The following is a 13,199-nucleotide window of genomic DNA, read 5'->3' on the forward strand; positions in this document are numbered from 1 at the left end:
GCTGTATTTGTTTTTCGTTCTTCCAGTGAAGGAAGAGGTTTACCGCCTTGCGTAAAACAGGTAAAGAGGTATCATTAATCACGATAAGAAATACACTATCATGAATAAATCACATTTACTCACAGAAAAATTGGATTGCAGGAAGGCTGTAATCAGAATAAGAGGCCCTGCGACGATTTTTACCAATTTTATGATAGTACGTGCATTTCTTAGCAGATGATTATCAGAAAAATAAGCAAGGAGTAAATAATATGTCCAATGAACGTCCGTTTACCATGATTACCGGTGGATCCTCAGGATTAGGACTGGAGCTTGCAAAACTGTTCGCCCAGGATGGGTATGATATTGCGATTTCGGGGTCAAGCGAACGTATTTTTGAAGCGGCGGAGACTATTAAAAGCTACGGGGTGGAGGCATATCCCCACCAGGCAGATGCATCGACGTACGAGGGTGTGGACTCCTTTTGGAAATTTGTGAAAAGTAAGGACAGAAAGCTGGATGCGGCTGTTTTAAATGTCGGTGTCAGCATCGGCGGTTCCTTTTTAGAAAACGATTTACAGGAAGAGCTGAAGCTGATAGACATTAATATTTCGGGAACGGTGCATATGGCGAAACGCATCGTACAGGATATGGTTCCGAATAAAAAGGGAGACCTCCTTATCGTCTCATCTCTATCTGCAACATTGCCGACCCCTTACGAAACAGTATACGGACCGTCGAAGGCATTTGGTTTTATGTTTGCCGAATCCTTAAGAGAAGAGCTAAGAGACACAGGCGTCAACGTAACAGCCATGCTCCCCGGTGCTACAAACACGGATTTTCACCATAATGCCGGCATGGACTCTACTTACTTTGGCGATGAAAGAAACAAAAATGACAAAGAGCTAGTAGCACAGCAGGGATATGACGCTTTAAAAAATAAATGGGATCACGTAGTTTGTGGCGATGAAGCTACGAAGAAGGCAGCAGAAGAAAATAGAACCACGCCTGAAGAGGTTAAAGCAGCTGAGCATGCGAAAAAAGCAAAGCCTCAGTAAAAATTAAAGCTTGAGTGATTATTTATACCGGTCCCGGAAAAAACTCCGAGACCGGCTTTTTTTATTATTTATCTTCACTGTTTCTCATTCTTAATAACACCTGGCTAAGGCCGAAAACTTCAGGAAGGGGCCAATAATTAGAGCCAGCGCAAAACATCAGCGAAATAAAATTTTAGAGGTGCTTGAAGGATATGAATATTTCTTTTAAACCATTAATACATATACGAACTTAAAAAATATAACCAAAGTTAAATATAAAAGAATTGACAATTAAAGCTTAAAATTGCAAACTACAACAAATATTATGATACAAAGTGGTTACAGGCTGGAGGCATAAGAGTGTATACATATGAATCAATAAATTATCAGCATGACTTACCAATAAATATATTCACACAGACTATTGAAAGCTATCCCTATCACTGGCACGAGGATCCGGAATTATTGTTTGTACTGGAAGGTTCCCTGGAGGTGAGATTAAATGAAAAAAACTATAAGTTGCATGCCGGCGATTTGTTTTTTATCAACAGCAACGAACTGCACTTTCTTCATTCACTTGACCCAGGCAGAAAACCGCACATATTAGTATTGCAGATCAACAGTAATTACCTGAAACAAAAAAACATCAATGCTGATAAAAAACGATTTTTCCTCGACACACCTTATTCATCTTCGGGTGAATACGCTAAAATTCAACGCTTAAAACAGCTTTTAGCTTTCATTTTAGACCTGCTGATTAATAAAAAAGATAATCATGTTTTAAAAATTGAAAGCCTGCTTCTCGAAATACTAATTATACTAAAGGAAAATTTTGAATACTCAAATCAAAAGCTTGATCAGCATTTACTCGACGATAACCGGCTGCTTGAAATAATGAAGTATATGAATGAACATTACAGCAGAAGTTCTTTGAGTCTTCAGGAAATAGCTAATGTTTTTTCCTTAAATTCGCAATATTTATCAAAGTACTTCAAACAGAGAGCGGGAACTTCTTTAAAAACAAAACTGGATACAATTCGAATGGATAAATCCCTATTCGTATTACAGACAACAAATAAAGCTGTAACAGAAATAGCGCTGGAGTTTGGATTTCCCGATGCCAAGTCTTACTACCGGGTATTTAGAGAACATATGATGATGACTCCCGGCCAGTACCGTAAAAGGTATCAGTTTAGTATAGATTATGATATACCAAAAAACTATTTGAGCATTAATAGCCGGGAATCATTAAAAAAACTGTTTTCGTACATGGATATAAAAACGAAGGAAGAGAAGACAGTGAATCCTGAGCCTATAAGCATTGATTTTTCTGAGTCTGCTAAAGCTATACATCATTCGTTTACATCCTTAGCCACCTTCGGTGATGCCACACAGGCTTTGCGACAGGACTTTGGGGAGCAGCTTCATCAGCTTCAAAAGGATATAGGCTTTCGCCATGTTAGATTTCACAACATTTTTTCGGACGAGCTGGAAATATATAATGAAAGGCCTGATGGTTCCTGGTACGCTAATTTCTTTCATATCGAAACACTGATTGATTCATTTCTGGCAAATAACATAAAACCATTCATAGAAATAGGCTTTATGCCAAAGAAGCTAGCCAATAACTCACGCACTATTTTTGAAGGGAAAGCATCAGTCTCGGCCCCCAAATCTATGGAACGGTGGCTGGATCTGCTGGAATCTTTTATCAGGCATCTATTTAACCGTTACGGCTCCGAAGAAGTAAAAAGCTGGTATTTTGAATTCTGGAATGAGCCGGAGGTTGATTATTTCTGGCCTGGTTCAAAGGAAGAGTTTTTTTCTTTTTATGCTCAAAGCTATCAGCGTATTAAAGCAATCGATTCCGAGCTTTGTGTTGGCGGCTTCGGCACCATAGGCTTTGACAAAAATACTACCTGGTTAAACGATTTTCATGAATATGCAGTTAAGGAAAATGTGGGTATCGACTTTTTTTCGTTTCACGTGTACAACCTGATGAATAACAAAAATAGCGATACCGCTGCTCCCTCTAAAAAAAAGGGCAATGGCAGTAAGGTTACAGAATATCTGAGTAAGATAACAATGATTGGAGATGAAAATAACTTTACCAGATCAATAGATAATATAATTAACCATACAAAAAACTTAAGCACACTGAATCAGGAAAAATGGATCACAGAATGGAATGCAAATAGTGACCACGGTGATCCGCTTCATGACACCTGCTACATGGCGGCTTTCATTGTTAAAAATGCCGTACATAATTTCCAAAAGGTACGAGGCATGGGGTACTGGACCTTCACAGATATTTTCAGGGAATTTAGTAAAGAACCAGCCTTGTATCACGGTGGGTTCGGATTAATGACGTATAATGGTATAAAAAAAGCCAGTTATCATGCCCTTGCTTTTTTAAGTAAATTGGGAGAGGAACTTGTGACCATAAAAGAAAACATGATTGTAACAAGGTCGGCCGACAAGTTTCAGATTCTTCTGTGGAACTACAGTCATCCGAACCGTTTATACAGATCGTTTGACTACTCCCAGCTGACCCCCACCAGCCGTTATAACGTTTTTGATAACAGCAGCGCGCAATTCCTTCAGCTGCAATTAAGCGGCCTGCAGGGAAACTACCGAATGAAAAAACATTTCGTTAATCAAACACATGGCTCTTCCTACGACGCATGGGTGGAACTTGGGGCACCGGAGATTATTGACCAGGAACTAAAAAGGCACCTTCAGTCCAAAGCAGAGCCTGGACTCCGGACAGATCATTTTAATGCAGATGACTCTCCTGTACTTCAAACCACTCTCGACGCTCATGAAATTCAATTGATTGAGCTTACAAAGGATCACAAAAAATGGAACGAAAATTGAACATGTTTTAATTTTACCAACACTAATTGAATAAAAGGTTAATTTTTGGAAAAGCATTCCTCTTTAAATGGGAATGTTTTTTTAATGCAACCCTTATATACTGATGGCAGTTAAGACATAGATAAAAATGTCAACGCTTACAAGTAGGGGGGAGGGTTCATGGGGATGGACCGGTCAACATTTAAAAAGACAGTAAAAGAACAAAAACAAGAAGCCAAAAGGAAGGTTAAAGCGTTAAGAGAAGAGAAAAAGAAACGAAAACCGCTTTCCAGAGAAGAAAAGAAAAATCTTCGAAAAGAAGATAAAACGAAATTAAAGCAATGGAAGCAGGATATTAAGAATACCGATGACAAAAAGGAAAGAAAAGCGAAAAAGAAAGGCTACAAAAAATATAAAAAAATCAGGCGGCGCCCTTACATACTAACTTCATTATTGCTGGTTGTTTTATTAATAGGAGGCACTCTTCTTAACTGGTATTTAAGCGCGACTGCTCCATTAACCGATGAGCAGGCAGGAGCAGCGGAGGAATCAAGGGAGGTCGCAGAGCAGATGATGGAGGAAAGCATTGTCATGCTGAAAAATGATGATATTCTTCCGCTCGAGGACAAAAAGGTAAACGTATTTGGTACCGGTTCAGCGCGTCCGGTATTCAGCGGAGGCGGCGCCGGGTCTATCGATGACACGAAGGCTGACGGCCTGTTCAAAGCGTTGGACGACGAAGGCATAAGCTACAATTCCACACTATATAACGTGTATAACAACTATGAAAAAGAAGAGGAAGCCTCCAAAGAAGATTTCGAGCCATCGGACCCGTCACTTCTTCAGACGCTTCTTCCAAACGCGGTGGGCTTTTTGCCTTATAACCCGGAAGAAATGCCTGTTTCGGAGCTTCCTGGCAATACCCTCGAAGAAGCAGTAAATTATTCGGACACAGCCGTCTATACTATTTCGAGAGTAGGTTCTGAAGCGATAGATTTATCGATCGAAGACACGCAGCTCAGAAAAGAAGAGGAAGAAACGATTGCAGCATTAAATGAAAACTTTGAACATGTCATCATTTTGGCAAACACATTTAATGCCTTTGAATTTGGGTTTATAGAAGAATATGAAAACATTGACGCTCTTCTCTGGGTAGGTGGACCAGGGCAGTACGGAACACATGCGATTGCCCGGGTATTAAATGGAGAAGCCTCTCCGTCGGGAAGGCTGCCGGATACTTACGCCTATAATGTTGAAAGCAACCCTGCCATTGAAAATACGGGAGACTTTGAATATGTAAATGAAAATGGAGAGGAGACCGGGCGTCATTTTGTTAACAACGAAGAAGGTATTTATGTAGGCTACCGGTACTATGAAACCTTTCTGACAGATGAAGAATATGAAGAAACCATTCAATTTCCATTTGGCTATGGGCTTTCCTATACAGAGTTTGATTGGAACGTTGAAAATACGAACTTTACAGATAATGAGATTTCTTTTGACGTCAATGTTACGAATACAGGTGATGCTGCCGGCAAAGATGTCGTTCAGGTCTATTTTTCTCCTCCATACAGCGAAGGGGGCCTGGAAAAGGCTGATACGGAACTGGGAGGATATGCGAAAACCTCCGAATTGGAACCAGGGGAATCAGAAATGGTGACTGTCAGTTTCCCGGTAAAGGATATGGCCACCTATGACCAGGAGAATGAAGAAGCCTGGGTGTTGGAGGAAGGGGATTATGAGTTGAACGTTTCTTCTCATATCCGGGATATCAAAGAGTCTTCCTCATACACAGTGGAAGAAACCACAGTTTACAATGAAGACGGGGCAACCGGCACTCCAATTCAAAATCGGTTTGAAGACGCTGAAGGTGATTTAACGTATTTATCCCGGGCGAATCCGGAAGAAACCTATCCTGAACCCCCTTCGGAAGACGACTTATTGATTCCGGACATTGTGGAGGAAACGACCGATTACGAGCATGAAGCGACAACGGAAGAAACTCCTCCGACGGACGTGGATAATGATATTATGCTGGAGGATCTTCAGGGAGTGGATTATAATGATCCTCTTTGGGAGGATTTCCTGGATCAATTTACCGCTGAAGAGATGATTAAATTAGCAGGCGATGGCGGTTATTGGTCTGTGCCCATTGAACGCTTAGGTATTCCGGAAACATCCATGTACGACGGGCCTTCGACGATTAAAAACTTCTTTGATTCATGGTCTTCGGTGGCTTTTCCGGCAGGGATAAATGTTGGCAGCACGTGGAATAAGTCATTAGTCGAAAATATGGGTGAGTCCATGGGGCAGGAAGCCAATGCTTATGATGTGGAAGCTGTTTATGCACCGGCGCTTAATATGCACCGCACGCCTCTGGGGGGCAGGAACTTCGAATATTACTCGGAAGATCCGCATCTTGTCGGTGAAACAGGGGCCGCCTACATCAGAGGCTTGGAGAGCACTGATACGACCGCTGTCATGAAGCATTTTGTTGGAAACGACCAGGAAACGAACCGGGCGAATAACGGCCTGTATGTATGGTCGAATGAGCAGGCTTTACGGGAAATTTATCTTCAGCCATTTGAAACCGCGGTGAAGGAAGGTGAGCCTCACGGAGCGATGTCCTCCTTTACAAGAGTAGGTCCTACATGGTCCGGTGGCAGTGACGAATTGCTGACTGAAGTGCTGCGTGAGGAGTGGGGATTCGAAGGCTTTGTTATTACCGATGCAGGCATAGGGCCGCAGGGCGAACACTTTGACCCGCTGCAGGCGATCCATGCCGGAAATGATATGATGCTTGCTTTTCCGATTAACCTGCCGATGGCAAATAAATTTGAGGAAGAGCTGGCAGAGCACCTGGAAGAAGACGAAACAGAAACAGTGGCAGGGCTTAGAAAAGCAGTGCACAACATCTGCTACTATATTCTTCAAACAAACGAAATGAAAAGCGACGAGTGAATTACGCGTTTAATTGGATAAAGAAGCTGCATGAGACGAACAATACAAGGTGGTAAACAAAATGCTGAAAAACCAAACAATCATTGATCAGATGACGCTGGAAGAAAAAGCTTCCATGATGTCCGGGAAAAATTTCTGGAACACCCAGGACATCAAGCGGTTAAATATCCCTTCCATCATGCTGACTGACGGTCCTCATGGTTTAAGAAAGCAGGGAGGAAGAGCCGATCATCTGGGGTTAAATAAAAGCATACCCTCCACGTGCTTTCCCACTGCTGCAACACTGGCGAACAGCTGGGACGAAAACCTGCTGCATGACGTTGGGAACTATATCGGCAGCGAAGCCACTGACGAAGATGTAAGTGTATTACTTGGGCCTGGTTTAAATATTAAACGAAATCCGCTGGGCGGAAGGAATTTTGAATATTTTTCCGAAGATCCTTTTCTCAGCGGAAAATTGGCCGCAAGCATGACGAGGGGCATTCAGAGTAATGGTATATCAGCATGCCCGAAGCATTTTGCTGTTAACAGCCAGGAGCATTTGAGAATGACCATTGATGAAATCGTCGATGAACGGGCTCTGCATGAAATTTATTTGGAAGGTTTTCGCTTGGCTGTCGAAGAAGGTAAACCGAAAACATTGATGAGTGCCTACAATAAAGTAAACGGCGAATATGCCAATGAGTATTTGTATCTGATGAAGGAAGTGCTGTATAACCAATGGAATTATGAGGGCGTTGTCGTTACGGATTGGGGAGGAAACAATGATCGTATCAAGGGGCTGCTGGCGGGAAACCAGCTTGAAATGCCCTCGACCGGCGGTATCACGGATCAAGAAATCGTGCACGCAATAAAATCGAATGAACTGGAGGAGAACGTTTTAGATCAAAGCGTGGACCGGCTGCTCACTTTAATCTTTGATACCCGGATTGCTGATACGAAAAAGGCAGTGGATACGAAGCACCATCACAAAGCAGCCGTGGAAGCGGCGAAGCGGTCAATGGTTCTGCTTAAAAACGAACAAAACATTCTTCCACTGGAAAATGAACAAAAGATTGCGGTGATCGGTGATTTCGCAGCTGTACCGAGGTATCAGGGCGCAGGAAGCTCCCTGGTTCAGCCAACCAGTCTGTCGAGTCCATGGGAAGCTTTGCAGAAGACAACGTTAAATCTTTCAGGCTATGCCAAAGGATTTAAAAGGTTTGGTGGAAACAGCGCAAAGCTTAGGCAGGAAGCTGTTACGCTTGCCAAAGAGTCAGACGTTGTTCTGCTGTTTCTCGGTTTAGATGAAGGAAGTGAAGCGGAGGGCATAGACAGAGACGATATGAAGCTGAGAAACAACCAGTTAAAGCTGGCCGAGGAGCTGACAAGCATTCATGATAACGTAGTTGTCGTTCTTTCAGGCGGTTCTATTGTTGAAATGCCTTTCGCTTCGAAAGTTCAGGGCATTCTCCATGCTTATCTTGGCGGTCAGGGTATGGGAGAGGCTTTATGTGAAGTGCTTCAGGGGATATATAATCCAAGTGGCAAGCTGGCGGAAACGTATCCTGTTCAATACAAGGATGTTCCATCAGCTCCGTACTATCCTGGCTGGGAAGCAACTGCTGAGCATAAAGAAAGCATTTATATCGGTTACCGGTATTTTGAGACCAAAGAGGTGCCAGTGCTGTTCCCGTTTGGATTTGGGCTGTCCTACACCAGCTTTGAATACAGTAATATGAAGGTTAACAATAAGGATATTTCATTGACGATAAAAAATACAGGCTCCCGGGCAGGGGAAGAAATTGCCCAGCTTTACGTTGAAGCATTGGATTCGCAAATCTTTCGGGCCCGAAAAGAATTGAAGGGGTTTGTAAAAGTGCATCTGCAGCCTGGAGAGGCGAGAGAAGTAACCATTCCGTTTAATAATAAACAGGCCGCCTACTATAACACAGAGCTTCGTGCATGGTCTCTGGAAGCAGGCAGGTATACATTAAATATTGGGAGCTCCGTGCAGGATATAAGACTGGCCGAAACTATAACGGTTGAAGGAGAGGGTCACACTCTTCCCTATAATAAAGAAAAACTGCCCTCCTATTACCGGGCAGATGTGCATCATATAAAAGATGAAGAATTTCATGCTCTTTTGGGCTATACACCGCCCCCACTCAAATGGAACAGAAAACAGGGCCTGAGCCATAACGATACACTTGCCCAAATGAAATATAAAAAAGGCCTGGGTCAGCTTGCCTATCTTTTAATTGTGTCGATAAGAAAAGGGCTGAAGGCAGCTAATAAGCCGTTACAGGCAAATAATGTGATGTTCATCATGAACATGACCTTCAGGCAGATTCCACGATTTACAAGCGGTAAAATCAGCAAAAAAGCAGTCAGTCGTGTATTGAAAGTAATTAATTTAGGACGATAAATATATTGAGTAATTTTTGTGATTGACGTGTTCAATGCTCAGTTACTAGTTATTAAAAATAAGCATCAAGGCTTCTGAAAAGATCAGTATTACTTTCAAAAGATTCTGTGCGATAATGAACCATTTTTTTTAAACCAGCTTTCAGCTGGTTTCAGACTGTCGACAATGGCTCTAATTTTAGAGCGTGTCGGCAGTTTTTTTATGCTATGATAAAAAGAAATAGCCTGGAAAGGGGTTATGGCGCATGATGAGGCGGGATACGGAAAAAGCTCGTTACCGGGAAGCCACCATTCAGTTGGATCAGTTAGTGCCTGCGGACCACCTGGTCCGCCAGATCGAGGCCGCGCTGGATTTTTCCTTCATTTACGACGAAGTCGCGTCCCTCTATGCCCCCATCGGCTGGCCGAGTATTGACCCGGTCCGGCTGGTGAAAATGGTGCTGCTCCAGTATTTGTTCGGCATTCGCTCCATGCGTCAGACCGTTCGGGAGATCGAAACGAATGTGGCCTACCGATGGTTCCTCAGTTTGGACCTCCTGGAGCCCGTGCCGCATTTCTCCACCTTCGGCAAGAACTACACACGCCGGTTTCGGGACAGCGGGTTGTTCGAAGCGATATTTGAACGGGTGCTGGGAGAAGCCGTGGCCGCCGGCTTTGTGGATCCATCCGTCTTTTATATCGATGCCACCCATGTGAAAGCGAACGCCAACAAGAAAAAATTTGATCGGGTTCAGTTGGCGGCCGAAGCCCGGGCCTACCAGGATCAACTGGACGCCGAAATTCACCGGGACCGCGAGGTCCACGGAAAAAAGCCCCTGCCTCCCGCCCGCCGCGAACCGGGCGGACGGGAGGTCAAACAAAGCACGACGGATCCTGACAGCGGCTATTACGTCAAAGATGAACGGGAGAAGATGTTTGCCTACAGCTGGCATACCGCCTGCGACCGGCACGGGTTTGTGCTCGGAGCGATCGTGACCGGAGCTAATGTTCATGACAGCCGGATCTTTCATGAGCTGTTGGCGCAGGTGATGGCCCGGGCGGGCCGTCCGTACGCCGTTGCGGTGGATGCCGGCTATAAAACCCCGGCCATTGCTCATCTGCTTCGCGAGCAGGCCATTCGCCCGGTCATGCCTTATACCCGGCCCAAGGGTCTGCCGGGACGCTTGCGGAAACAGGACTTTGTGTATGATGCCTATCTGGATGCGTATCTCTGTCCCGAGCCTCAGGCCTTGCGCTACCGCACCACGAATCGGGACGGTTATCAGGAGTATGTCTCGGATCCCGTCATTTGTCAGTCCTGCCCGCTGCTCGAGACCTGTACCCAAAGCCGGGATCACCGGAAAGTGATCCTCCGCCACGTCTGGCAGGACGATCTGGATGAAGCCGAACACCTTCGGCATACCCCGTGGAACCGGAGGACCTATGCGGAACGAAAAGAAACCATCGAACGGATTTTTGCGGATCTCAAACAAAAGCATGGTTTGCGCTGGACGCTCCTCGCCGGAGGGGCACGAAACACCGCGCAGGCGATGCTTGTTTATGCGGTGATGAACCTCAAAAAACTCGCCACCTGGCGGTGGCGACAGACGTGCGCCGGCCGTTGGATGCTTCTTTTTCTCTCAATGGCACAAACAAAGGCCTCCGAAATTCATTTTCGGAGGCCTTTGTCTACAATCTGAAACCAGCTTTCAGCTGGTTTTTTTGTTTGTGATAACGTTGCAGATTTATATTTATTAAACATATTAAATTACTGCAGTAACTTGTTACAAAGTTCAATTATTTCAGCTGCGTACTTTTCTTTTCTTTTTTTTAAAAGGAAGGTATGGATTGGATACGTTAATACGATTAAGATTATCCCTATCATTCCGGTAATAATTAGAACGAGCGACTGGTTAAAAGCAAGATACAAGCTGATACCGCTACCTATTATGAGAAAACCTACTAAACGAAGAAAAAGAGCGGCTAAATAAGCAGGCATTTTTACTTTTTTATCCATATATTTTATTTTTTCAAAAGTGCTGTTCGATTCATTTTCATCTAAATACTGGTATCTAATCTTTTCGACTTCTTTTCGGACGGCTTCTTTTTTTTGACCGCTATAAAAGAAATTGTAACTATTATTATTTTTATTAGAAATCATATTTTATTCCTCCGGCATTATTTCTTAATTTTTACTTTAAAAGTAGTGCCTACGCCCACTTCACTCGTAACATTAATATCTCCCTTTAAAATATCAATGACTTTTTTAACCATCGCAAGTCCTAAGCCGTTGCCTTGGTGTATGGAATTATGATTGCCCTGATAGAATTTTTCGAAAATATGTTTTCCTGTTTCGTGGTCTATCCCAGACCCAGTATCCTTTATCAATACTTCGATCGAGTTTCGTTGATCATAAAGGGAAACTGTAATAACTCCGCCATAATTTGTGAATTTGATGGCATTTGATATGAGATTGCTCCATACAATGTCTAATAAATCTTTATCACAGGCTATGAAACTATTTTCTATTTCTGTTTCGACCGTTATATTTTTTTCGGTTAAACTTTCCTCAAAATAAAGAACGTTGCAACGTAGTTGTTCACTTAAGTTATATTCCTCTGCTGTAGGATATATTTCTTGATTCTCAAGCTTATTCAACTTCAAAATATTCGTTATCATTCGAGATAAACGATTTGTAGCATCCACAATTGTTTGGGCATTACGTATTCGTTCAGCTTCACTAAGGGCAGAGCTTTGTTGCAGGGTGGCATAATTCTGAATAATAGCAAGAGGTGTTTTTATCTCGTGAGAAACATTGGATATAACATCTGTTCTTAATGTTTCTAATTTAGCTAATTCCTCTGTCATTCGATTTATGCCATCGATGATTTCGTCAAATTCATTTACCCGTTTTGTATGAATAGGAGAAATAAATATCTCGAAATTACCTTTTGACATTTTATCCAGTGCATTCAATATTTTTTTAACAGGTAGTCCAATTGTATACTTTCTTCTCAAACTATCGACTAAAGACATTAATAAACTTATAAAAACTAAATTGCCTAAAATTAAAAACTCCACATTGAAAAACGTAGGATTTTCTTGATGCCTAATGAGATTAGTATATAAAGCGAGGTTTACCCCACAAACTGACATAGTTAAAAAAAAGAACGCGAAAAAATTATAAAGAGAAAATAAACCATATTTTCCTTTTTTATTGCTGTTACCATTCATGATATTCTCCATCTCTTTTTTGATATTATTACTTTTCTTCATGTAGAACTGCTTTATAACCAAGTCCATGAACTGTGACAATCTCAAAAGCTCCATTATTTTTAAATTTATTGCGTAGTTTAGTAATATACACATCTACTGATCGGCTTTCCGATTCCGTTTCATATCCCCAAAATTCATCCATTAATTGAAGGCGTGTAAATGTTTTTTTAGGGTAAGATAAAAGTTTAAATAAAACATGAAATTCTCTTACAGTTACTGGAATTTCTTGTTTTTCCAAATAAATCGTCATTTCATCTTTATCTAAAACCAGTTTTCCTATAGTGATTTGATTGTCATTTGCGATGTTGGCTCGACGAATCAATGCTTGGATACGCAAAATTAGTTCATCCAATTCGATAGGCTTTACCATATAGTCATCAATATCCAGCCGAAAACCTTTTTTCTTAGAATAAAGATCATCTAATGCTGATATAAAGAGTATCGGCATTGTTTTATTAAGTTTTCTCACCGAACCAGCCAATTCAAATCCATCTATTCCCGGCATCATAATATCTGAGACAATAATGTCAATCATTTGTTCAGATAATTCCTCTAACGCCTTGTTTGCATCCGTACAGCTGACAACAGAATATCCATGGGTGCGTAAATGACTGGTAACGATTTTATTTAGCGCATCATCATCTTCTATAACTAATATTTTATTCATCAGTTTACTTCCTCCTATTAATTGACGTAACAAGGTGG

General features: G+C 42.2%; 8 protein-coding genes. 5 read left to right on the forward strand and 3 right to left on the reverse strand.

All coding sequences use genetic code 11. From position 1 onward, the window contains the following. Positions 1-251 precede the first annotated feature (251 nt). From SIC45_RS06855 to SIC45_RS06875, 5 genes are all read left to right on the forward strand, one after another. Positions 252-1,037 (forward strand): SDR family NAD(P)-dependent oxidoreductase, encoded by a 786-nt coding sequence (locus SIC45_RS06855; protein ID WP_319631558.1) that lies wholly within the window; start codon positions 252-254, stop codon positions 1,035-1,037. 339 nt (positions 1,038-1,376) lie between these two features. Then, positions 1,377-3,893 (forward strand): GH39 family glycosyl hydrolase, encoded by a 2,517-nt coding sequence (locus SIC45_RS06860; protein WP_319631559.1) that lies wholly within the window; start codon positions 1,377-1,379, stop codon positions 3,891-3,893. A gap of 165 nt (positions 3,894-4,058) precedes the next feature. Continuing rightward, positions 4,059-6,833, forward strand: a complete 2,775-nt coding sequence (locus tag SIC45_RS06865) for a glycoside hydrolase family 3 N-terminal domain-containing protein (protein ID WP_319631560.1) — start codon at positions 4,059-4,061, stop codon at positions 6,831-6,833. Positions 6,834-6,894: 61 nt separating this feature from the next. Continuing rightward, entirely contained in the window at positions 6,895-9,240 is a 2,346-nt protein-coding gene (locus SIC45_RS06870) for a beta-glucosidase family protein (protein WP_319631561.1), read from the forward strand. Positions 9,241-9,484: 244 nt separating this feature from the next. After that, positions 9,485-10,918 (forward strand): IS1182 family transposase, encoded by a 1,434-nt coding sequence (locus SIC45_RS06875; protein WP_319631562.1) that lies wholly within the window; start codon positions 9,485-9,487, stop codon positions 10,916-10,918. Positions 10,919-10,986: 68 nt separating this feature from the next. Here SIC45_RS06875 and SIC45_RS06880 read toward each other — a convergent pair whose 3' ends face one another. From SIC45_RS06880 to SIC45_RS06890, 3 genes are read right to left on the reverse strand one after another with little or no spacing between them, the layout of a single operon-like run. Next, positions 10,987-11,379, reverse strand: coding sequence for a hypothetical protein (locus SIC45_RS06880; RefSeq protein WP_319631563.1), 393 nt, complete (start codon positions 11,377-11,379; stop codon positions 10,987-10,989). A gap of 17 nt (positions 11,380-11,396) precedes the next feature. Further along, complete coding sequence (locus tag SIC45_RS06885; RefSeq protein ID WP_319631564.1) at positions 11,397-12,494, reverse strand: HAMP domain-containing sensor histidine kinase; 1,098 nt, start codon at positions 12,492-12,494, stop codon at positions 11,397-11,399. Continuing rightward, on the reverse strand, positions 12,481-13,161 hold the full coding sequence (locus SIC45_RS06890; protein ID WP_319631565.1) for a response regulator transcription factor: 681 nt from the start codon (positions 13,159-13,161) through the stop codon (positions 12,481-12,483). The genes SIC45_RS06885 and SIC45_RS06890 overlap by 14 nt, the downstream gene beginning before the upstream one ends. Positions 13,162-13,199 lie beyond the last annotated feature (38 nt).

Origin of the sequence: Marinococcus sp. PL1-022 (assembly GCF_033845285.1) — a bacterium.
Lineage (GTDB): Bacteria > Bacillota > Bacilli > Bacillales > Marinococcaceae > Marinococcus.

Bases quoted from the DNA above. Each gene is read 5' to 3' on its own strand.
- SIC45_RS06855 (WP_319631558.1), top strand. From the start codon at position 252: ATGTCCAATGAACGTCCGTTTACCATGATTACCGGTGGATCCTCAGGA.
- SIC45_RS06865 (WP_319631560.1), top strand. From the start codon at position 4,059: ATGGACCGGTCAACATTTAAAAAGACAGTAAAAGAACAAAAACAAGAA.
- SIC45_RS06870 (WP_319631561.1), top strand. From the start codon at position 6,895: ATGCTGAAAAACCAAACAATCATTGATCAGATGACGCTGGAAGAAAAA.
- SIC45_RS06875 (WP_319631562.1), top strand. From the start codon at position 9,485: ATGATGAGGCGGGATACGGAAAAAGCTCGTTACCGGGAAGCCACCATT.
- SIC45_RS06880 (WP_319631563.1), bottom strand. From the start codon at position 11,379: ATGATTTCTAATAAAAATAATAATAGTTACAATTTCTTTTATAGCGGT.
- SIC45_RS06885 (WP_319631564.1), bottom strand. From the start codon at position 12,494: ATGAAGAAAAGTAATAATATCAAAAAAGAGATGGAGAATATCATGAAT.
- SIC45_RS06890 (WP_319631565.1), bottom strand. From the start codon at position 13,161: ATGAATAAAATATTAGTTATAGAAGATGATGATGCGCTAAATAAAATC.